We start from the raw sequence: 19,173 nt of genomic DNA on the forward strand, positions 1-19,173 counted from the left end.
CACCGATCACGGCTGCAGACGTTACCGGTTCGGTCCGGCGATCGCCGGTTCATTCCAGTCGGCAGCCCCGCTGGTGCAGAAACCGCTGCGGATCGGCGCACTCGTGGTCGGCCTGTCGGCCGCCGCAGCCATGGTCGTCGTCGGCTGCAGCAGCGTCACCGAGGGCTCCGCACAGGTCGACAAGGCCGAGGCGCCGGTGTACCGGGCGTCGGTGACGGCGTCGCGGGAGGAGTCGGCCGCCAGTTCCAGCGCCAGAGAGTCCGAGCGCCAGTCGTCGATCACCAAGGAGGCGATCCACTCGTCGTGCGAGACGCTGAGCTCGACCAGCGTCGACGCGATCACCGCGGTCAATGCCTACGTCGACGCGTTCAACCGCAGCGCAGGCGATGCGCCCGCCAAGGCCGGACCGGCGATCGACGCGCTGAACCACAGCGCCGACATGGTCGCGCGCAGCATCGCCGATCCGGTGGGCCCTGAACTCAAGGACGCGCTCAACGGCTGGGTCGACGCTGCAAGGGGTGTGGCCACCGCGATCGAGGGCAACTACGGCCCCGACGAGTTCAACTCCGCGATCACCCGGCTCAACGACACCAAGACCAGCGCGCTCAACCTTTGCGACGCGGCGTACTGACCAACGTTGATAATTGACCAACCTTGCCGCCAGTCACGTGCGGGCCTAGTGCTTCGTGCGACGATAGGGCGCAAGATAACGCCGAGCGCATCGTGCGCCCGAGCCGGCTGAAGGAGGACCGACCGTGGTCGCGGCGGATGACGCCCCGAACTACGCCCACAGACTGGGCATCCAAAAAGATCAGGTTGTACAGGAACTGGGCTGGGACGAGGACGTCGACGACGACATCCGAGCCGACATCGAGGAAGCGTGCGGCGGCGAGCTGCTCGACGAAGATGCCGACGAGGTCATCGACGTCGTGCTGCTCTGGTGGCGCGACGACGACGGAGACCTGGTGGACGCGCTGATGGACGCCATCACCCCGCTGGCCGACGACGGCGTCATCTGGGTGGTGACGCCGAAGACCGGCAAGCCCGGCCACGTCCAACCGGCCGAAATCGCGGAGTCTGCACCCACCGCCGGCCTGATGCAGACGTCGTCGGCGAACCTCGGGGACTGGATCGGCACGCGGCTGGTGCAGCCGAAGTCGAAGGCCGCGGGGCGGAGAGGGTGATCGGTGTCGGCGCGAAGGCGCCCGATTTCACGCTCAAGGACCAGAACGGTCAGCCCGTCACGCTGAGCAGCTTCCGCGGCTCGAAGAACGTGTTGCTGGTGTTCTTCCCGCTGGCGTTCACCGGCATCTGCCAAGGTGAGCTCGACGAGATCCGCGACCGACTGCCCGAATACGAGAACGACGACACCGCGACGCTGGCGATCTCGGTGGGGCCGCCGCCTACCCACAAGGTGTGGGCGACCGAGAGCGGGTTCACGTTCCCGGTGCTGTCCGACTTCTGGCCGCACGGCGCGGTCGCATCGGCGTACGGCGTGTTCAACGAGGACGCCGGGATCGCCAATCGCGGGACGTTCGTCGTCGACGGCGAGGGAATCGTCCGCTTCGCCGAGATGAAGCAGCCGGGGGAGGCCCGGGACCAGGCGCTGTGGACTGACGCGCTGGCGGCGCTGCGCTCCGGCTGACGAATTTCCTGTCGCAGGTCATGGCCGTGTAGCTTGCCCTGCAAGGGCGCGTAGCTCAGTGGTAGAGCTCTGGTTTTACACACCAGCGGTCGGCGGTTCGATACCGTCCGCGCCCACCGAATTCGACACGGCCCGGCCGGGTCTTGGAACCAGTGGCCGTCAGCTCGGTGGCCAGCAACATCGGGGTCATCAGGTCAGCGGCTTCATTCTGGCCCGCGCGGGCGACTTCGAGGAAGGGCGGGCCAGCCAGAGTTGAAGTTTCGGGCGGCAGCGAAAGGTCACTGTGTGCGCATTCTTGCCGACATCGGAAATCGGACTCCGTAGGGCCCCGGTTCGGCCACCTACGCCACATGTGGGTTTCACGGCAGGAAGCCAGCGATGTACTCGCCGGCCAGCATGCAGCAATTAGACGCAGCCGCTAACACTGACCCGTCGGCCGATGCTAGCGCAGACGCCGACATCCACCGGCGGCGGTGGCGGCGGTGGCGGCGCTTGGAAGTCCTGCGGTAGCGGCGCATAGAAGGCTGGCGGCGGTGCGTAAGCGTTGATCGTGTCGGCGATGTTCATGCACCCGCCCACCGAAACTCGCCTGCCGACGCTGGCGCAGACGTCGGCATTGGCCACACCGGAGGGCTGCAGCACCGCATATATGCCAGGAACCGCTGTCAGAGTCAAAACCAATATCCCCGCCGCAGTCCAAGACCGCGTCCAACTATTCATCGCGATCTCCTTCAGTCACCGTTGGCAATTTATGGCTCGGTGCGCGGGCCGAGGAACACAGTATATTCCTCCCGATTTGAAATGAGATCTTAATCAGCACAGCCAATACACTCGGTGGGCCGGCCTAGACATCTTTTTGGCCATGCGCATGTTCGCGGCTCAATCTCTCAGGGAGTCGCGCCGCCCTGCCCGAGTATGGGAGTCCACTGGCAACGCTGCCGGATGTCAGTCAGTGGCTGACGGATGCGCTCCAGATCGGCCTGCACTTGCGGGTTGGCGTCAACGTAGTTCTGGACGTCGTCACGCATCGCATCTCTGGGCTGCCCCTGCAGGTCGGTGAAGAATCCGTTCACGTCAGGGCGCGTATAAAGGTAGGCCGACGTGGCTGCGGCGACACCTGCGGCGACGCCGGCCACGTCGGCGGCCGTGCAGTTGGGTGGCCGAGGTTGCGGTTGCGCGACGGCGAACCCTGCCGTAGATAACAGTGTGCCGGTAACTGCACCAACGCCGATCGCGCCGACTACCGCCCGACGCGCAATTAGGGCCGCGAGGAACATAGCTAACTCCTTTTACCGTAATCACCTCGCCGCAATCGATGACGGTCGCGGCTACTTCAGCTAAGCAGAATGCATACGGGCTTTCGAGCGAAAAAACCGGACCAATACTGCAATCTTTTCGATGCGAACAATTTTTTTGCCGGTCAAGATCAAGCGTGCCTCGCGGCTACCGGAGATGTGAACGGAGACACTCGTTTCGTTCGCCGACCAGCGCAGTGCCGGGGGTGTTCAATCAGCCAGCCTTCTCTGACTCACACACACGTAGTCACTTCACGTGGTCACTTCCGGCGACTGACTTCGTCTGGCCATGAAGCGCGACAACGGCAGGAGGACCAGGAGACTCGTTATCGCGACGACGACCACCATGACCACGACGCTGGGGTCGCTGAAGCTCTGGCCGCCGACCACGAGCGCCGCGGCGATATTGCGCTGGGCTGTTCCCAGCCCCAGCACGACGCGGGTGTCAGCGCCTGTCCCTCCTGCCGCCCATCCCACGACGTATCCAAGTGCGATGAACAGCAAGCCGGCCAGGATGGCGCGGGTGCCAAAGACGGAAAGCACCTTGCCGAAGTTCACCACCACCAACAGCACCACGACGAGTACAAGGCCGAGGCTGGACAACCGGTCGAACAGCGGTTTCGCGCGCGCGGCGACAGCGGGCCACTTCGCGTTGATGCCAAGCGCGATCGCCAAGGGTAGAAGCATCAACACGACGAGCGATCGCGCGATTCTTGCCGGGTCAACCGAGACGCCCGGCAGCAGCAAGGGCAACACCAGCGGCAGATAGCCCACCGTAACGATCATCAGCAACACCATCAGGGCGACCGCGAACGCCAAGTTTCCGTGGGCGATCTCGGCGAGCTTGGGGAGAAATGGAGCGCCGGCAGCCACACCCAGCAATAGCAACCCGATGCTGAAGGGCTCGTCGAGTCGCAGTATCCGGGTGATCGCGATCGCGCCGGCGGGCACCGCGACGAAGTTGACCAGCACCGACATCGTCACCAAGCGAGGATTCTTCAGCGGAGCCGCTAGTTGCGCGATCTTGAGCCCAAGCCCCATTGCGATCACGCTCGACACGACGAAGACAAGCGTCGCAACGGGAACGGCCCTCTCGAGGACTTCGAACAGGCCGGTCATCCGGCCAATATCTGCATGGTCGTTTACTTCATGGTGGCGAGATTGTGCCAGAGGTTGCGCAGGCTGTCGGTGCCGCCGAAGAGGGTGGTGAAGTGTGTCGAGTCGATCAGCACGATGTCGCCGGCTCGCTCACCCGCAGGTGGCATCCAAATCAGGGCATTGAACTCGGTGTTGCCGTCGGAGGTGAACGGGTGCGGTCTGTTGGGGTCCACGCGTTGTCTCCCCAGCACTCTCAGGCCGTCGCTCTCGGGTGCGGTGAGTTCGTAGTGCGGTAGGTGGGGGTGGAAGTTGAAGGTCGTCACGTTGTCGAGCAGTCGGGCGGTGTCAAGATCGCGAAATCCGTTCAGCGGCGCAATCTCCCGGGTGCCCTCGACCACTGCCGGGCGTAAACCCCACGTGTTGTGGACCGGTACGTCGAGCGCCTTCATCAGCGAGCGGGTGTACTGGCCGAACCGCTGTTGGCGGGGTACCAGCGGGTCGCCGTGGTGGGCGAATTCCACGGCGCGCTGGTCGAAGTCGTCGGTGAAGCCGACGTCGTGGTGCGGCGCCAGCAGCAGGCAGGTGCCCTCCCGCTGCAACCACTGCCTGATCGCGGCTATCTCGTCAGCGGTCGCCTCCTGTTCCGACAAGATGTGGTCGAGACCGAAAACCATCAGTGTGTCGGTGTCGGCGAGGATGCGTTCGTCGATCGGCAGCTGATAGCCGGCTTGATCGATGCGCTGGAACACCGCCACAGGATGGCCGGTCGCCTCACCGGCGAGATCTTGGAAGGCCAGCGTCGACCGGTGGAACAGTTCCAGAGTTCCGGCGATGCCCTGCAGAAAGTGGGCTTCGTCGTACTCGACCGTCTCGTAGTTGGGCCACAACGCGTTTCGCACTTCTGTCATGGTGGAAAAGCGGTTGTACATCTCGCCGGGACGACGCTGTGCTTCCCACGGGTAGCTCCACGTCCAGTAGATGCTGATCCGTCGGCGGCCGTCATGCGCGCGCGCGACGTGCCCTTGATTGTAAGTGCGAGCAGTGGTCATGATGTTTCTCCCAGTGTTGCCAGGTACTCCAGGCCGCCCATACCCGGCAGAAAGAAGTAGGCCCCACCTCGCAGCGTGGTGAACGCCGGGATTCCCTTGTGCACCTTGCGGATGGGGCGCTTCGGCACGGTGAAGTCCAATGTTCCGTCCTGCGTCCCGGCGATAGGGTCGTGTTCGTTGTCGAGTTCGTGGAAGGTTTTGTCGTTCATCCAGACGTTCTGGGCGAACTCGAACTGCCGCACCAGGTCGGCGCAGATGATGAACGCGGCGATACCACGTTCGACACCGTCGTCGGGCGCGCCCTCGGGCAACGCGGGACCATAGGTCGCGCCACGGCGGATCATCCGCCGGCGGTTCATATAGTGGGCGGTGTCCCGGGGATTGAGTCGTCTGGCGTGCGATCCGAGCGGGCACGCGTATCCGAACGGATCCATCTCTTTGTAGTTGAAGTCGTTGTTGCGCATCGGATCGGCGCCGAGTTCGGGATCATCCTTGGCAGGCGCGAGGACCAGCGGGGCGCCGCTTCGCCAGCGGCCCATGAACTTCGCTGCAAGAAGTTCTTCTTCGTCGGCGTCTTTTGAGTTCGCGCGCAGATAATCACGGAACGTGCCGACGTGTTCCTCGAGCCGGCGGTAGGCCATATAGCTGCCGTTGCGCGACAACGCCTCGGGCTGGGGGAGATCAGCGACGGGGCCGTTCTCGTCGGGATAACCGAGAATGAATTCGCCTGGCGCCAAGGGCGCACCGGACCCCGGCGTCGGTTCCTCGCCGGAGCCCTTCATCACCGGCTGCGACAACCGGTCGCGGAAGCCGAAGTGATCGTGCGCGTAGTTGAACGGCGGAGTCGCGTTGAGGTCCAGGTGCGAGAGGCTGCGTACGCCGTCCAAGCTCGCCAAGAGTGCATCATGGTTGGCGATAGACACTCGGTACTGCTCGTCGGTCCGCGAGAAGAGGATCGCAATGGCATGCAGATCGTCTCCCGCGAGCCCGCCGAGCCAGTGCTGCGGTGCGGCCGCGCCCGTGTCACCGAGGATGCCGGCACGAGCAGCCATGCCCTCACGGAACGCATCAGGAAACGTGGCCAGTGAGTCCTCAGGAACTCCCAGTGCGCGCAACCCATGCCAGGTGAAGGCCAGGGTGACCCAGCGGTTCGACGTGTCCATCGTGTTACGGACATCGGCGGCGGATTGGACCTTGTCAAGCAGCGCGGTGACGTAGGCGCGCCCGCCTGCGGGCGTGTCGAACGTGAGGAATTCGTACCGTCCGGTGATAGCCGGTGTGCGGGTCAGCAGGATGTGCTGAATGTCGTCGAGTTCGAGTGCACTGGTTGTCGATGTCACTGCTGCTGCGTGCCTTTCGTCCATGTCCAGGCGGTGATTCGCCAGTCGTTCCCCACGCGACGCAGGGCGGCTGTGAAGAATGCGCCCGTCTGCGTCACCGTGGTGCCCTTGAGGCTGAAGGTCATCGTCGCCGGAATTGCGAGATAGGCGCGATCACCGGTGACGGTGTGATGCCGCGGTTCGCCGAGCGCGACGGCATAACCGGACGCGCCCTGATGTTCGCCTTCGACCAGCACGTCGCGGTACCAAGTCTGGGCGGCTGACGGACCCAACCAGACGTGCGGCGCCATGCCGTCCAAAATCACACCCTCGGAGTCGAACATCGATGCCATACCAGCGATGTCGCCGCGGTTGAACGCTTCGACATAGCGACTCACCGCGACCAGAGGGTCGGACGTGCCCACGGTAGCTACTGCATCTGGTCGAGCATGGTGGAGAACGCGGCTTTGAGCCGCAGCGCCTTCTTGATCTCGTCGGCGGTCACAAATGGGTACTCGCCATACTCGAGGAAACTCGGAACCTGGTGTTCACGAACGAATTTCACGAACGATTCCGGATTTTCCTTCCAGTCCTCGGGGAACCCTTCGAGGTTGGTGAACACGGTCGTGATACCCGTGGCGCTGAACAGCTGGACGGCATCCTCGGTGTACTTGTCGAAGTCGGTGTCGAAGATGCCTTGGTATTGAAAATGCAGTCCTGAGCCGACGTCGAAAAGTTGCCAACGCAGGTAATGCAGACGAAGCGGGGCCAGCGCATCGGGACTGGCCGCTATCGTCTCCTCGATGGTCTTGCCGTAGGCGCGGACAGCTTCTTCACGGCCTTCTTTGACCTTCGCGATGATCGAGAAGCCGTAGCATGCCGGTGTCCGGGGAAACACTGGACCGTAGCGACCCTGTTTGAGCTCGAAGTAACCCTCTTTGGGGATGGCCATCGCGGCCGGCTTGGACCAATCTTGATTGCCTGCGGACATGTCCCGCCCCTGTCGTGAACCCGGATAAATCCGGATGCCGGAACGTTAGCACTGGACCGACACCAAGGCGGGGCAATTAGCTTTCGCGGGCGTAATCCGGAGGCGCGCGCCGACGCGGCTGGCATGCAGATGCGACGACTGCCGATACGGTCCGCGCCCACCGGAATTCCCATACGATCGAAGGACCGGTAGGTCCCTTCGGCGGAACGAGACGACCCATATCCGACACCGCGTTCCAGATGGTGGCGATCGGCCTGTACTTCGCCGTGATGCTCGCGATCGGCTTCTACGCTTTCCGCCGCACGAGCGACCTCGACGACTACATGCTCGGTGGCCGCAAGCTGCCCCCGGCGGTTGCCGCGCTATCAGCGGGCGCATCGGACATGTCCGGATGGCTGCTCTTGGGCGTGCCCGGCGCCATCTACGCCTCGGGCCTGCTCGAGTCGTGGATCGTGATCGGGCTGGTGATCGGCGCCTGGCTCAACTGGAAGTTCGTCGCGCCGCGGCTGCGGACCTACACCGAGATCGCCAACAACTCGATCACCGTGCCGAGCTTCTTCGAGAACCGGCTGCGCGACAAGTCGCATGTCCTTCGGATCTCGGCGGGCACCATCATTCTGGTCTTCTTCACCTTTTACGTATCGTCCGGCATGGTCGCCGGCGGCGTGTTCTTCGAGTCGTCGTTCGGCTCGTCGTATCTGATGGGCATGCTGCTGGTCGCCGGAGTCACCCTGTGCTACACGCTGTTCGGCGGTTTCCTGGGTGCCTCGCTCACCGATGTCGCGCAGGGGCTGCTGATGCTGGCCGCGCTCGTCACGATTCCCGTCGTCGCGATCGTCGCCACCGGCGGGCCGGGCGAGGTCGTCGATCTGGTCCGGGCCGCCGACGCCGCACACAACGCCGCCGATCCCGGTGACGAAATGCACCGCACATCACTGTTCTTCGGCGGGAGCTTCCTCGCCATCGTGTCGGCGGCGGCCTGGGGACTCGGCTACTTCGGCCAGCCACACATCATCGTCCGCTTCATGGCGATGCGCTCGGCTGCCGACGCCAAGGCCGGTCGGCGCATCGGCATCAGCTGGATGGTCCTCACCTCGCTCGGCGCGATCACCACCGGCTTCGCGGGCCTGGCGTACTTCTTCCGCGAAGGTGTCACGCTGGACAATCCCGAGACCGTGTTCCTGCGCCTGGCGCAGGTCATGTTCCATCCCTTCGTCGCCGGGGTCGTGCTCGCCGCGGTGCTGGCGGCCATCATGTCGACGATCTCGTCGCAGCTCATCGTGTGCTCGTCAGCACTGGTCGAAGACATCTACCGGGCGTTCGGCAAGGAGGCCAGTCCGACGAGGCTCGTCACCTACGGTCGACTCGGGGTCTTGACAGTTGCGGTGGTCGCGGTTCTGTTGGCGCTCAACCCGGATGACACGATCCTCGACCTTGTCGGCTTCGCGTGGGCCGGCTTCGGCGCCGCCTTCGGCCCCCTGATCATCCTGTCGCTGTTCTGGCGCAAGCTCACGTCGGCCGGCGCGATCGCCGGCATGGTCGCCGGCGCCGTGGTGGTTGGCGTCTGGGGTCAAACCGAGGCGCTGTCGAGCGCGATGTACGAGATCGTTCCGGGCTTCATCGCGTGTCTCGTCGTCGCCGTCGCGGTATCGCTGATGACCGCCCGCGAGGACGACGAGATCCAGCGCGAATTCTCCGAGACGGCGGAGAAATCACACGAACCTGCGGCGTCGGCCTGACGCTCAGCGCGCCCGCCCGCGAGGACGACGAGATCCAGCGCGAATTCTCCGAGACGGCGGAGAAATCACACGAACCTGCCGCGTCGGCCTGACGCTCAGCGCGCCCGCCCGCGTTTGGTCGTTCGGCGCATGGGTACGCGATTCGAATGCCGGACGAGCCGTTGTCAATCCTGCTGATCGCGGATCCCGGTGCCCCCGCGGCAATCGCCGAGCGTGTGGCGGATTCGTTGCGAAATGCGCTGCAGAACCAGTCTCCGGCCCGCAAGGCGTGGAATGTGTCGGTGCGACGTCACGCGTATCCGGTCGACGAGGACGCCGACGTCTCCCAGGTGATCCGCACCATCGAACCGGGTAGCAGCCCGGAGGACATCGTCATCTACCTGACTGATCTGCCCCGGCGTCAGGGGAAGACGCCGGTGATAGCCGATATCAGCGTTCCCGACAGGTTGGGAGTTATTTCGATTCCCGCGGTAGGCGGCGTGTTCATCGATCTCCGGATAAGGAAACTGGCACAGACCGTCGTGGCCGAGATCGAGCGCCGATCAGACAAGCCGACTCCTTCACTGAAGCGGCTGAAGCGGACGCATAACAACGATGTCGTCCGTTACGTCGCGCCGTCTGCGCTGTCCCGTCTCCGACTCCTGAGCGGCATGGTTTATGCCAACCGCCCGTGGCGGTTGGTCGCTGGCCTGTCCAAGGTGATGATGGCCGCGTTCGCCGCCGGCGCCGTAAGCCTTGCCTATCCGACGATTTGGCAGTTGTCCGACACCATGGGCCCCTGGCGGTTGACCGCGGCGACCATGTTGGCGAGTGCCGCTCTGATTGCGTGGCTCATCCTCGACCACGAGTTATGGGAACGACCGCATTCGGCCGGCGAACGCAAACGAGCCGTGTTGTACAACGCAACGACTCTCGTCACTCTGACGATCGGCGTCGCCATCTTCCATATCGGGCTGTACGTCTTGATACTGCTCACGGCTTGGTGGACGCTTCCGCCGCACCTGGTCGCACGAAACATAGGCCATCCCGTCGAATTCCCCACCGTGTTGGTGGTGGCCTGGCTGGTGGCGGCAGTCGCTACGTTGGGCGGTGCACTGGGATCGGGTATGGAGGACGGCAGTGCCGTCAAGGCGGCGGCCTACGGGGTGCGGCAACGCCAGCGGTTCGACCAAGCAGATTGACGCATTTTCCACGACATATCGGTCAACTCGGCGGTGCGAAGAACTCCAGCGCGATGCCGTCGGGGTCGCGGAAGCTGAGCCCCGAACCGTACGGGGCATCCACGATGTCCCCGTGTTCGACGCCGAGCTTGTCGAGGCGCTCCGCCCACCCCTCGAGTTCGCTGCGGCTCGCGCACCCGAAGCCGACATGGTCGAGACCCGAGTGGAATTCGGTGAACTGTTCGTCGGGCACCGACTTGTCGTGTTCGTGGATGCCGAACAGCGTGCCGTTGTCGAATTGCCAGACGATGTGCCGGAATCCGGTGTCGGTGTGTTCGTCGAGGACCGGTTCGGCCCCGATCAGCTCCTGATACCAGGGCGCGCTGACCGCGAGGTCGCGCACGGTCAGCGCGACGTGGTTCAGTGACGGAAAGGGCATGGCGCCTCCTGATTTTCTGATCGGTTCACACGACTCGCTTGCCGAGGCGTGCCCGGGTCCGCATGTCCCAGAGATACAACCGGTAGCCGAGGAGCCAGAGATCGCGCGGGACGACGCGGTCGATGACGCGCAGCCCGGTCAGCAGCGTCTCGAAACTGCGCTGCTGACGGCCCGACCACGGCAGTTGCATGTGCTCACGGAACTCCTGAGGCAGGAACCCCGTCGTTGCGAACAGGTTGAACCGGCCTGCCAGCAGGCGCAGCGGAGCGGGCAGGAACACCATCGCGGCCACCCCGTGCAGATGCTCGCGCACTGGTTCGTCAATGCGCAGTTCGTCCAGTGAGCGTTTCCAGTACTCGTCGAACGCGGCACGGTCCGGCGGCCACATGTCCTCGCGCACCTGCAGCGTGGTGCCCAGCTTCCTGGCGTCGTCGTAGATCGCGTCGGCCGCCTCGTCGTCGAGCGGGCCGTACAAGAATTCGTGCTGGTCGACGTAGTAGCGGTACAGGCAGGCGGCCACCCACAACTGCAATCGGGGATCGAAAGCTTTGTAGGACACCGGGCTTGACGGGGTTGATCGCACCAGCGCGTGCACGCGGTCGACCTCGTCGCGGATCAGCCTGCGATCGCTCTCGGTGCCCATCGTCGCCACCGCCAGATACGTGCCCGTGGTGCGTGCCCGCTTGAACGGATGCTTGTAGACGTTGCCGCTGTCGACTGGGCTCTCGAGCACCCCGTAACCCACACCGGGCGACGCCAGCTGCATGATCACGTTGGCCGCCGGTGCCAGCACGGCCGCGGGATTGAGCAGATCGACGACGCGCCTCGGGCGGCGCGGTGGCCCGAACCTCATGGCTTCGAGTAGATCACCTTGTGAGACGCTCGCGGAGTGTTTGCACCGACCTCACGCCCGCGTGTGGTGGGGATCGCGGCAGGTTGTGCCGCCGACCTGGTGTTCGGCGATCCCCGTCGCGGACACCCCGTGGCGCTCTTCGGCAGTGCGGCAGCGGCTTTGGAGCGTCGCACGTACGCCGATAGCCGCGCCTCGGGCGCGCTGCACACCGTCGCGCTCCTCGGCGCGCTCGCGCTGCTCGGAATCGCGGCGGAGGGGGCGCCGCGGCGGGGCCCTGCGTCGGCCGCCGTCATCACGGCCGCGTCGGTGTTCGTCGCGCTGGGCGGGACCTCCCTGGCCCGCATCGGCGAGGAGATGGCGGATCACCTGGACGGCGGCGACATCGACGCGTCTCGTCGGCTCCTCCCGTCGCTGTGCGGACGCGACCCGTCGGTGCTCGACGAGGCGGGTCTCGCGCGGGCTGCGCTCGAGTCGGTCGCGGAGAACACCTCCGACGCGCATGTGGCACCGCTGCTGTGGGCCGCGATCGGCGGTGTCCCCGGCGTCCTGGTGTACCGCGGGGCGAACACCCTCGACGCGATGATCGGTCACAAGTCGCCTCGTTACCGGCGGTTCGGTTGGGCGGCAGCCCGTTTCGACGACGCCGCGAATTATCTCGCCGCGCGGGTCACCGCGGTGCTGGTGGCCGTGTGCGCACCGGTGGTGGGCGGCTCGCCGGTAGCGGCCCTGCGTGCGTGGAAGCGCGACGCGCGACGCCATCCCAGCCCGAACGCGGGTGTCGCGGAGGCGGCCTTCGCGGGGGCGCTGGGGGTGCGGCTCGGCGGGCCGACGCAGTACGCCCACGAACTCGAGATCCGGCCCACCCTCGGCGACGGTCCGCAGCCGCAGGTCGCCGATCTGCGGCGGGCCGTGCGGTTGTCGCGCGCGGTCCAGGTGGCCGCGGCGTCGGCCGCACTCGGACTCAGCGCCGCCGGCCGTATCGGTCGGCGAGCTTGTCCTCCGTGCTGAGCGGCGCGTCGGGCTTGGCTTGCGCCGCCTCCCGCGCTGCCTTCTCCAGCCTGCGCTGGCGCACCTCGGCGTAGATGAAGTAGCCCAGCCCGATCGGCGCGATGATGCCGAACGCGATCCACTGGATGCCGTACGACAGGAACGGTCCGGCGTCGAGGTGGGGCAGCGGGATCGCGCCGAGCCCACCCGGCTGGTCGGACTCCAACTGCAGGTACGAACGGGCCAGCGGGATACCGGTGAGCGACGAGATCTGTCCGGTGTTGATCGAGTACACCTGCTGGATGCCGTCCTGGCGGAACGGCTCCTTGCCCTGGGCCAGCCCCTCGGAGTCGCGCAGCCGCGCGGCAATGGTGACCGTGCCGTCCGGCACCGGCGGGATCTCGGGCACGCCCGAAGCCTGTATCGGCCGGACGTAGCCGCGGTCGACCAGGACGGTCGGCCCGCCGTCGACCGCGAACGGCACGAGCACCTCGAACGCGGGTTCACCCTCGACCATGCGCAGCCGCGCGAGCACCTGTCCTTCGGGCAGATAGTGGCCGCTCGCCGTGACACGTCGCCACTGGTCGTCCGGCGCCGCCGAATCCTGTTCCGGCAGAAGAGAAGTAACCGGTACGGGGTCGGCCTTCAGCGATTGCGAGATCTGCGCGTTCTCCCGCGAGGTCTTGGAATTCTTGCCCAGCTGCCACGGCGCCAGCACCGTGAAGCACAGGTAGGCGAAGCCCGCCACCACGACGAACAACGCCAGCCATGACGGCCGCAGCAGGAACGTCCACCGGCGCATCAGCTGGCGAGCCCCCTGCCGGCGAGTTGCTCGTCGACCCATTCGTGCAGGCCGGGCAGCGATGCCTCGATGACGGCGAAGACGTCCTCGAAGTCGGCGTGGTCGCCGTAGTAGGGATCCTCGACGTCCAGCGCATGGGCGCCCGATCGCGGATCGAAGGACCGCAGCATCCGGATCCGTTCGGCGGGCACACCCAGATCCTTGAGCATCCGAACATGGTTGCGGCCCAGTGCGATCACCAGGTCGGCGGACATGTGGTCCTCGTTGACCTGGGCGGCGCGGTGTGCGGTTGGATATCCGTGCTCTCGCAACACGTGAGTGGCCCTGCGGTCGGCGGGTTCTCCCGCGTGCCAACCGCCCGTGCCCGCGCTGGTCACCCGGACCGCGTGGGCCAGGCCGCGCTCCGAGATCTGATGGGCGAACATCTTCTCGGCCATCGGTGACCGGCAGATGTTGCCCGAGCAAACGAACGTCACGTGCAGTAGATCAGACACCCAACACCTCACGCAGGTCCGCCACGGTCGCGACGTGCGCGGCCGGCGCGGCAGCGTCCGGCTCGTCGAAATCGCCCTCGCCGTAACCCCACCCGACGATCACGGTGTCGATTCCGTGTGCGGCGGCGCCTTCGACGTCATGGGACCGGTCGCCGACCATGAGGGTGCGCTCGGGCACGGTGCCGAGTTGGGCCAATGCGTGGGCGACGACGTCGACCTTGCGGGCGCGCGTGCCGTCGACACTCGCGCCGGCGATCACCTCGAAGCAGTCGGCCAGGCCGAAGTGCGCGAGGATCCGCTGGGCGGTCGGCTCGGCCTTCGAGGTGGCGACAGCCAACCGCACACCGGCCGCGCGCAGGTCGGCGAGCAGCGCAGGGATGCCGTCGAAGACCTGGTTCATCGCCCAGCCGCGGTCGACGTAGTCGGCGCGGTAGGCCGCGATCGCCTCGTCGGTCTTCGCCCCGAGGCCGAGGCGCCCCAGCGTGTAGTGCATCGGCGGGCCGACGATCATCGTCGCGAGGTCGCCGTCGGGCACCTCGGCGCCCACGGAGCCCAGCGCATGGCGAAAGCTCGAGACGATGCCCTGCGCCGAGTCGGTCAGGGTGCCGTCGAGGTCGAAGATCACCAGTTCGGGGCGGGTCGCCTCGGTTGCGGCGGACGGGCCGGTGGACAGGCCGGTCGACAACGTGTCGGTCACGCATCCATTCTCCCCGATCGCAGAACCGCGCCGGTCGGCGCACTAGTGTCGTGCTGTGGCGAGTCCTCCGCGCGCTGCCGCGCGCTACCACGGCGACCAGGCCGTCGCCCCCGGGGTGCTGGACTTCGCCGTCAACGTCCGCGTCGACGCACCGCCGTCGTGGCTGGTCGACCGCCTGGCGGCCCGGCTGAGCGGGTTGGGCCGGTATCCGGGCGCGGCCGACGAGCAGCGCGCGCTCGAGGCGGCCGCGCGCAGGCACGGCCGCCCCGTTGACGAGGTCGCGCTGCTGGCGGGCGCCGCCGAGGGCTTCGCGCGCCTGGCCGACCTGCGACCGCGACGGACCGCGCTGATCGTGCCGTCGTTCACCGAACCGGAGGCGGCCCTCGCGGCGGCCGGTGTCCCCTTCACCCACGTGGTGCTCCAACCGCCGTACATCCTCTGCCCGGACGCGGTGCCCGACGACGCGGACCTCGTCGTCGTGGGTAACCCCACCAATCCGACCGGGGTTTTGCACACCCGCGAGCAGGTGCTCACGCTGAGGCGGCCCGGCCGCATCGTGGTGGTCGACGAGGCGTTCGCCGACGCGATACCCGGCGAACCCGAATCGCTGGCCGGCGAGGCGCTACCCGACGTCGTGGTGCTGCGCAGTCTGACCAAGACGTGGGCGCTGGCGGGGCTGCGGGTCGGCTACGCGCTCGGCCCCTCCGAGGTGTTGGCGCGGCTGACAGCGCGACGGCCGCACTGGCCACTGGGCACGCTGCAACTGGAAGCCATCGCCGCGTGCAACACGCCGGAGGCGGTGGGCGAGGCCGACCGTGCCGCCCGGCGTCTGACGGAGGTGCGCGCCGAGATGGTGGCCGGATTGACTAGCATCGGCGTGCATGTCGTCCCCGGTTCGGCCCCCTTCCTCCTGTTCTCCGTTCCGGATGCCGAACTGATGCGAAAACATCTGGATCGCAGCGGCATTGCCGTGCGCCGCTGCGACACGTTCGTCGGCCTCGACGGCCAATTCCTGCGCGCGGCGGTCCGGCCCGAATGGCCGGTGCTGGTCGAGGCGATGACCGAGGCGCTGCGATGAGCGCGCGTCTCGGCGACATCATCGACGTGTTGGAGGCGGCGTATCCGCCGGAGTTGGCGCAGGACTGGGACTCGGTCGGCCTGGTCTGCGGGGATCCGTCGGAGACCGTCGACACGGTGACGGTGGCTGTCGACGCCACCGCCGACGTCGTCGCCGAGGTGCCCGACCGGGGCTTGCTGCTCGCGCATCACCCCCTGCTGCTGCGCGGGGTCGACACCGTGGCGGTCGGCACCGCCAAGGGCGCCCTGATCCACCGGCTGATCCGCAGCGGGCGGGCGCTGTTCACCGCCCACACCAACGCCGATTCCGCGTCGCCCGGCGTTTCCGACGCGCTGGCCGAGACGCTCGGGCTGACCGTCGAGGAGGTGCTGGCCCCCGCGAGCGCGGAATCCGACCTCGACAAGTGGGTCGTCTTCGTGCCCGCCGAGAACTCCGAGGCGCTGCGGGAGGCCATGTTCGCCGCGGGCGCAGGTCGCATAGGCGACTACTCGCACTGCTGCTGGACGACGACCGGCACCGGACAGTTCCTGCCGCACGATGGCGCGTCACCGGCGATCGGCAGCGTGGGGTCCGTCGAACACGTGCCCGAGGACCGGGTCGAGGTCATCGCCCCCGCGCGGTTGCGCGGCCACGTGCTGGCCGCGATGCGGGGGGCGCATCCCTATGAGGCACCGGCATTCGACGTCTTCGCGCTCGCACCGATCCCGGGGAATGCGGGCCTGGGGCGGATAGGGGTGTTGGATCGTCCGGAACCGTTGTCGGCGTTTGTCTCCCGCGTGCGCCGGGCACTGCCCGCCACCTCCTGGGGGGTGCGCGCGGCCGGTGATCCGGACGCGCAGGTGTCGCGGGTCGCGGTGTGCGGCGGAGCGGGGGACTCGCTGCTCGGCCTCGTCGCCCGCACCGGTGTCGACGCGTACGTGACGGCGGATCTGCGGCACCATCCCGCCGACGAACACCGACGCGCCTCTGAAGTCGCGCTCGTGGACGTCGCGCACTGGGCCAGCGAATACCCGTGGTGCGACCAAGCCGCGGACCTACTGCGGGGGCACTTCGGTGACGCGCTGCCCGTGCGGGTCTCGGACGTGCGCACCGATCCATGGAATGTCGAAAGTTGAGCATGAAAGCTGAAGTAGGACAACAACAATCGCTACTCGAGTTGGCCGAACTCGATGCCACCCTCGCTCGCCTCGAGCACCGTGTGAAGAATCTCGCCGAACAGCGGCGGCTCGAGGAGGTTCAGGCCGCGCACCGGGAGGCCAACGACCGGCTGGCCGCACTGCAGATCGCCATCGAGGATCTCGACGCGCAGGTCGCCAAGTTCGAATCCGAGATCGACTCGGTACGCCAGCGCGAGGAGCGGGACCGAAAGCTGCTCGCGGGTGGGTCGGTGGATGCCAAACAGCTCACCGAGTTGCAGCACGAACTCGACACGCTGGAGCGCAGGCAGGCCGCGCTGGAGGATTCGCAGCTCGAGGTGATGGAGCGGCGCGAGGAGTTGCAGCGCGACCAACAAGAGGCGTTGACGAAGATCGACGACCTGCAACGCGATCTGGGCGTCGCGCAGACCGCCTGCGATGAAGTGCGCTCCGAATTGGACCAGCACCGTCACCAGAGCCTGTCGCGGCGCGACGAGTTGGTCGCGGCGCTCGACGCCGATCTGGTGGGGCTCTACGAACGCCAGCGTGCCCGCGGCGGCGCCGGTGCGGGCCAGTTGCAGGGCCGCCGTTGCGGGGCGTGCCGGATCGAGATCGACAAGGGGGAGTTGGCGCGGATCTCCGCGGCGGCCGACGACGAGGTGCTCCGTTGCCCCGAGTGCGGTGCGATCCTGTTGCGGGTCAAGGGGTTCGGCACGTGAAGGTGATCGTCGAAGCGGACGGCGGTTCGCGCGGAAACCCCGGACCGGCCGGCTACGGGTCGGTGGTGTGGTCGGCCGACCACGGTGCGGTGCTCGCCGAGAGCAAGGAAGCGATCGGCCGCGCCACCAACAACGTCGCCGAGTATCGCGGCCTGATCGCCGGGTTGAGCGAGGCGTCGAGCCTGGGTGCCACCGAGGTCGACGTGCTGATGGACTCGAAGCTGGTGGTGGAGCAGATGTCGGGCCGGTGGAAGGTCAAGCACCCGGACATCGCGCCTCTGCACCAGCAGGCCACGGCGCTGGCGGCCCGGTTCGACCGCGTGTCCTACCGGTGGATTCCGCGTGCGGAGAACAGCCACGCCGACCGGCTGGCCAACGAAGCGATGGATGCCGCGGCCGAAATGCTGGTGGATGCCGAAAAATCCAAGCCGCATCAGGCGTCGAACCCCACCGCGTGGACCGGTGCCCGCGGCGCGCCGACGCGGTTGCTGTTGCTGCGCCACGGCCAGACCGAACTGTCCGTCGGCCGTCGGTATTCGGGGCGTGGCAACCCGGCGCTGACCGATCTCGGCCGTCGGCAGGCCGAAGCCGCCGCGCAGTACCTCGGGCAACGGGGCGGCGTCGCAGCGGTCGTCACGTCGCCGCTGCAGCGCGCGTACGACACCGCGGCGGCGGCGGCCAAGGTGCTGGGCCTCGACGTCACCGTGGACGACGATCTGATCGAAACCGATTTCGGAGCGTGGGAAGGTCTGACGTTCACCGAAGCGGCGGAACGGGATCCGGATTTGCACCGGCGCTGGCTGCGCGACACCTCCTTGGCGCCTCCGGAGGGTGAGAGCTTCGACTCCGCGGCGGAGCGGGTCGGAAGGGCCCGGGCGCGGATCATCGCCGAGCATGCGGGGGAGACGGTGCTGGTGGTGTCGCATGTGACGCCGATCAAGACGCTGCTGCGGATGGCGCTCGACGGTGGGCCGAACATCCTGTACCGCCTGCACCTCGACCTCGCGTCGTTGTCAATCGCCGAGTTCTATCCCGACGGAGCGGCATCGGTGCGGCTGGTCAATCAGACGGCGTACCTGGACTAGTCGTGTAGGTGGAGCCGCTCGCCGTGCGGCCCGAAGATCGTGATGGCCTCGACCGGGCCGTGGACGGCGCCGAACCAGTGGGGTGTCCATGTCGAGAACTCCACCGCCTCACCGGGTTTCACGGTGAAGTCACGTTCGCCGAGGATCAATCGCAGCTGTCCGGACAACACGTACATCCAGTCCTGGCCCTCGTGCACGGGGAGTTCGGCGGGCGGGTTGCGGCGCCGGGCGCTGATCCGGATCTTGAACGCGTGTAGGCCGCCGGCGGCCTGTCGAGTCAGCGGCCAGTAGGTGATCCCGTGTGCGGTGTGAGATCCGCTGCGCACCCGCGGATCCTCGGCTTCGGGGGCACGCAGCAGTTCGTCGGTGCTGACCGACAGCGCTGCGGCCAGTCTCGGCAGGTGGTCGAGGGCGAGACGGCGCTTGCCGGACTCGAGCCGGCTCAGCGTCGACACGTCGATGTTCGATCGCCGGGCGACCTCTTCGAGGGTCAGGCCGTGCCGGGTGCGCAGTTCGCGCAGCCTGCGGCGCACCCGGGCGTCGACGCCGTCCTCGTCGTTTGCCTGCATGGCAACAAAGCTTGGCAT

General features: G+C 66.8%; 23 protein-coding genes and 1 tRNA gene. 11 read left to right on the top strand and 13 right to left on the bottom strand.

Features of this window, described 5'->3' with window-relative positions; all coding sequences use genetic code 11:
- Window positions 1–130: 130 nt before the first annotated feature.
- The 4 genes from A5650_RS04045 to A5650_RS04060 all read left to right on the top strand — a co-directional run bounded on the left by A5650_RS04045 (window position 131) and on the right by A5650_RS04060 (window position 1,761).
- Window positions 131–631 (top strand): Rv2240c family protein, encoded by a 501-nt coding sequence (locus tag A5650_RS04045; RefSeq protein WP_067286695.1) that lies wholly within the window; start codon window positions 131–133, stop codon window positions 629–631.
- Between the two features lie 124 nt (window positions 632–755).
- Window positions 756–1,184: a DUF3052 domain-containing protein gene (locus A5650_RS04050; protein WP_067087880.1), complete on the top strand. Its 429-nt coding sequence runs from the start codon at window positions 756–758 to the stop codon at window positions 1,182–1,184.
- Entirely contained in the window at window positions 1,181–1,645 is a 465-nt protein-coding gene (locus A5650_RS04055; protein ID WP_067286504.1) for a peroxiredoxin, read from the top strand. Before A5650_RS04050 ends, A5650_RS04055 begins: the two co-directional genes overlap by 4 nt.
- Window positions 1,646–1,689: 44 nt before the next feature.
- Window positions 1,690–1,761, top strand: a tRNA-Val gene (locus A5650_RS04060).
- A gap of 289 nt (window positions 1,762–2,050) precedes the next feature.
- Here the strand turns inward: A5650_RS04060 and A5650_RS26285 are convergent.
- From A5650_RS26285 to A5650_RS04090, 7 genes are all read right to left on the bottom strand, one after another.
- A complete protein-coding gene (locus A5650_RS26285) occupies window positions 2,051–2,365 on the bottom strand; it encodes a hypothetical protein (RefSeq protein WP_082950601.1) in 315 nt (104 codons plus the stop codon).
- A gap of 167 nt (window positions 2,366–2,532) precedes the next feature.
- Complete coding sequence (locus A5650_RS04065; protein ID WP_067286507.1) at window positions 2,533–2,922, bottom strand: heme-binding protein; 390 nt, start codon at window positions 2,920–2,922, stop codon at window positions 2,533–2,535.
- 270 nt (window positions 2,923–3,192) lie between these two features.
- Window positions 3,193–4,059 carry a bile acid:sodium symporter family protein gene (locus A5650_RS04070; protein ID WP_067286509.1) on the bottom strand — a complete coding sequence of 289 codons (867 nt, stop codon included), beginning with the start codon at window positions 4,057–4,059 and terminating at the stop codon, window positions 3,193–3,195.
- A gap of 23 nt (window positions 4,060–4,082) precedes the next feature.
- Complete coding sequence (locus A5650_RS04075; protein ID WP_067286512.1) at window positions 4,083–5,087, bottom strand: hypothetical protein; 1,005 nt, start codon at window positions 5,085–5,087, stop codon at window positions 4,083–4,085.
- Window positions 5,084–6,427 (bottom strand): Dyp-type peroxidase, encoded by a 1,344-nt coding sequence (locus tag A5650_RS04080; RefSeq protein ID WP_067286513.1) that lies wholly within the window; start codon window positions 6,425–6,427, stop codon window positions 5,084–5,086. Before A5650_RS04080 ends, A5650_RS04075 begins: the two co-directional genes overlap by 4 nt.
- A complete protein-coding gene (locus A5650_RS04085; protein WP_067286515.1) occupies window positions 6,424–6,831 on the bottom strand; it encodes a YybH family protein in 408 nt (135 codons plus the stop codon). Before A5650_RS04085 ends, A5650_RS04080 begins: the two co-directional genes overlap by 4 nt.
- Before the next feature lie 5 nt (window positions 6,832–6,836).
- Window positions 6,837–7,397 carry a hypothetical protein gene (locus A5650_RS04090; protein ID WP_067286517.1) on the bottom strand — a complete coding sequence of 187 codons (561 nt, stop codon included), beginning with the start codon at window positions 7,395–7,397 and terminating at the stop codon, window positions 6,837–6,839.
- A 218-nt stretch (window positions 7,398–7,615) separates the two neighbouring features.
- On the opposite strand from A5650_RS04090, the gene putP reads away from it, so the two are divergent.
- Window positions 7,616–9,136 carry a sodium/proline symporter PutP gene (gene putP / locus A5650_RS04095; RefSeq protein WP_067286519.1) on the top strand — a complete coding sequence of 507 codons (1,521 nt, stop codon included), beginning with the start codon at window positions 7,616–7,618 and terminating at the stop codon, window positions 9,134–9,136.
- Window positions 9,137–9,282: 146 nt separating this feature from the next.
- Window positions 9,283–10,317, top strand: coding sequence for a hypothetical protein (locus tag A5650_RS04100; protein WP_067286521.1), 1,035 nt, complete (start codon window positions 9,283–9,285; stop codon window positions 10,315–10,317).
- Between the two features lie 22 nt (window positions 10,318–10,339).
- Here A5650_RS04100 and A5650_RS04105 read toward each other — a convergent pair whose 3' ends face one another.
- Window positions 10,340–10,735 carry a VOC family protein gene (locus tag A5650_RS04105; protein ID WP_067286523.1) on the bottom strand — a complete coding sequence of 132 codons (396 nt, stop codon included), beginning with the start codon at window positions 10,733–10,735 and terminating at the stop codon, window positions 10,340–10,342.
- Between the two features lie 25 nt (window positions 10,736–10,760).
- The gene (locus A5650_RS04110) at window positions 10,761–11,588 is read right to left on the bottom strand and encodes an oxygenase MpaB family protein (RefSeq protein ID WP_067286525.1); all 828 of its coding nucleotides are present in this window, start codon (window positions 11,586–11,588) and stop codon (window positions 10,761–10,763) included.
- A 36-nt stretch (window positions 11,589–11,624) separates the two neighbouring features.
- Between A5650_RS04110 and A5650_RS04115 the strand changes: the two genes are divergently transcribed.
- Window positions 11,625–12,596: a cobalamin biosynthesis protein gene (locus A5650_RS04115; RefSeq protein WP_067286528.1), complete on the top strand. Its 972-nt coding sequence runs from the start codon at window positions 11,625–11,627 to the stop codon at window positions 12,594–12,596.
- Here A5650_RS04115 and A5650_RS04120 read toward each other — a convergent pair.
- From A5650_RS04120 to A5650_RS04130, 3 genes are read right to left on the bottom strand one after another with little or no spacing between them, the layout of a single operon-like run.
- Entirely contained in the window at window positions 12,550–13,377 is an 828-nt protein-coding gene (locus tag A5650_RS04120; protein WP_067286530.1) for an SURF1 family cytochrome oxidase biogenesis protein, read from the bottom strand. The genes A5650_RS04115 and A5650_RS04120 overlap by 47 nt on opposite strands.
- A complete protein-coding gene (locus A5650_RS04125; protein WP_067286532.1) occupies window positions 13,377–13,871 on the bottom strand; it encodes a low molecular weight protein-tyrosine-phosphatase in 495 nt (164 codons plus the stop codon). Before A5650_RS04125 ends, A5650_RS04120 begins: the two co-directional genes overlap by 1 nt.
- Complete coding sequence (locus A5650_RS04130; RefSeq protein ID WP_502687043.1) at window positions 13,864–14,568, bottom strand: HAD-IA family hydrolase; 705 nt, start codon at window positions 14,566–14,568, stop codon at window positions 13,864–13,866. The genes A5650_RS04125 and A5650_RS04130 overlap by 8 nt, the downstream gene beginning before the upstream one ends.
- 55 nt (window positions 14,569–14,623) lie before the next feature.
- Between A5650_RS04130 and cobC the strand changes: the two genes are divergently transcribed.
- The 4 genes from cobC to A5650_RS04150 are packed head-to-tail and all read left to right on the top strand — an operon-like array spanning window position 14,624 to window position 18,586.
- Window positions 14,624–15,646 carry an Rv2231c family histidinol phosphate aminotransferase CobC gene (cobC, locus tag A5650_RS04135; RefSeq protein WP_067286533.1) on the top strand — a complete coding sequence of 341 codons (1,023 nt, stop codon included), beginning with the start codon at window positions 14,624–14,626 and terminating at the stop codon, window positions 15,644–15,646.
- Window positions 15,643–16,761 carry a Nif3-like dinuclear metal center hexameric protein gene (locus A5650_RS04140; RefSeq protein WP_067286535.1) on the top strand — a complete coding sequence of 373 codons (1,119 nt, stop codon included), beginning with the start codon at window positions 15,643–15,645 and terminating at the stop codon, window positions 16,759–16,761. Before cobC ends, A5650_RS04140 begins: the two co-directional genes overlap by 4 nt.
- A gap of 2 nt (window positions 16,762–16,763) precedes the next feature.
- Window positions 16,764–17,501, top strand: a complete 738-nt coding sequence (locus A5650_RS04145) for a zinc ribbon domain-containing protein (RefSeq protein ID WP_067286537.1) — start codon at window positions 16,764–16,766, stop codon at window positions 17,499–17,501.
- Window positions 17,498–18,586, top strand: coding sequence for a bifunctional RNase H/acid phosphatase (locus tag A5650_RS04150; protein ID WP_067286539.1), 1,089 nt, complete (start codon window positions 17,498–17,500; stop codon window positions 18,584–18,586). The genes A5650_RS04145 and A5650_RS04150 overlap by 4 nt, the downstream gene beginning before the upstream one ends.
- Here the strand turns inward: A5650_RS04150 and A5650_RS04155 are convergent.
- Window positions 18,583–19,155 (bottom strand): helix-turn-helix domain-containing protein, encoded by a 573-nt coding sequence (locus tag A5650_RS04155; protein WP_067286541.1) that lies wholly within the window; start codon window positions 19,153–19,155, stop codon window positions 18,583–18,585. The two genes, A5650_RS04150 and A5650_RS04155, sit on opposite strands and share 4 nt — an antisense overlap.
- Window positions 19,156–19,173: the final 18 nt, after the last annotated feature.

Source organism: Mycobacterium sp. 1164985.4 (assembly GCF_001668575.1).
Classification (GTDB): domain Bacteria; phylum Actinomycetota; class Actinomycetes; order Mycobacteriales; family Mycobacteriaceae; genus Mycobacterium.

What these genes read in the sequence shown, in the direction of transcription:
- A5650_RS04045 (WP_067286695.1), top strand. Translation starts at nt 131, where the DNA reads ATGGTCGTCGTCGGCTGCAGCAGCGTCACCGAGGGCTCCGCACAGGTC.
- A5650_RS26285 (WP_082950601.1), bottom strand. Translation starts at nt 2,365, where the DNA reads ATGAATAGTTGGACGCGGTCTTGGACTGCGGCGGGGATATTGGTTTTG.
- A5650_RS04065 (WP_067286507.1), bottom strand. Translation starts at nt 2,922, where the DNA reads ATGTTCCTCGCGGCCCTAATTGCGCGTCGGGCGGTAGTCGGCGCGATC.
- A5650_RS04070 (WP_067286509.1), bottom strand. Translation starts at nt 4,059, where the DNA reads ATGACCGGCCTGTTCGAAGTCCTCGAGAGGGCCGTTCCCGTTGCGACG.
- A5650_RS04075 (WP_067286512.1), bottom strand. Translation starts at nt 5,087, where the DNA reads ATGACCACTGCTCGCACTTACAATCAAGGGCACGTCGCGCGCGCGCAT.
- A5650_RS04090 (WP_067286517.1), bottom strand. Translation starts at nt 7,397, where the DNA reads ATGTCCGCAGGCAATCAAGATTGGTCCAAGCCGGCCGCGATGGCCATC.
- A5650_RS04100 (WP_067286521.1), top strand. Translation starts at nt 9,283, where the DNA reads ATGCCGGACGAGCCGTTGTCAATCCTGCTGATCGCGGATCCCGGTGCC.
- A5650_RS04105 (WP_067286523.1), bottom strand. Translation starts at nt 10,735, where the DNA reads ATGCCCTTTCCGTCACTGAACCACGTCGCGCTGACCGTGCGCGACCTC.
- A5650_RS04110 (WP_067286525.1), bottom strand. Translation starts at nt 11,588, where the DNA reads ATGAGGTTCGGGCCACCGCGCCGCCCGAGGCGCGTCGTCGATCTGCTC.
- A5650_RS04120 (WP_067286530.1), bottom strand. Translation starts at nt 13,377, where the DNA reads ATGCGCCGGTGGACGTTCCTGCTGCGGCCGTCATGGCTGGCGTTGTTC.
- A5650_RS04140 (WP_067286535.1), top strand. Translation starts at nt 15,643, where the DNA reads ATGAGCGCGCGTCTCGGCGACATCATCGACGTGTTGGAGGCGGCGTAT.
- A5650_RS04145 (WP_067286537.1), top strand. Translation starts at nt 16,764, where the DNA reads ATGAAAGCTGAAGTAGGACAACAACAATCGCTACTCGAGTTGGCCGAA.
- A5650_RS04155 (WP_067286541.1), bottom strand. Translation starts at nt 19,155, where the DNA reads ATGCAGGCAAACGACGAGGACGGCGTCGACGCCCGGGTGCGCCGCAGG.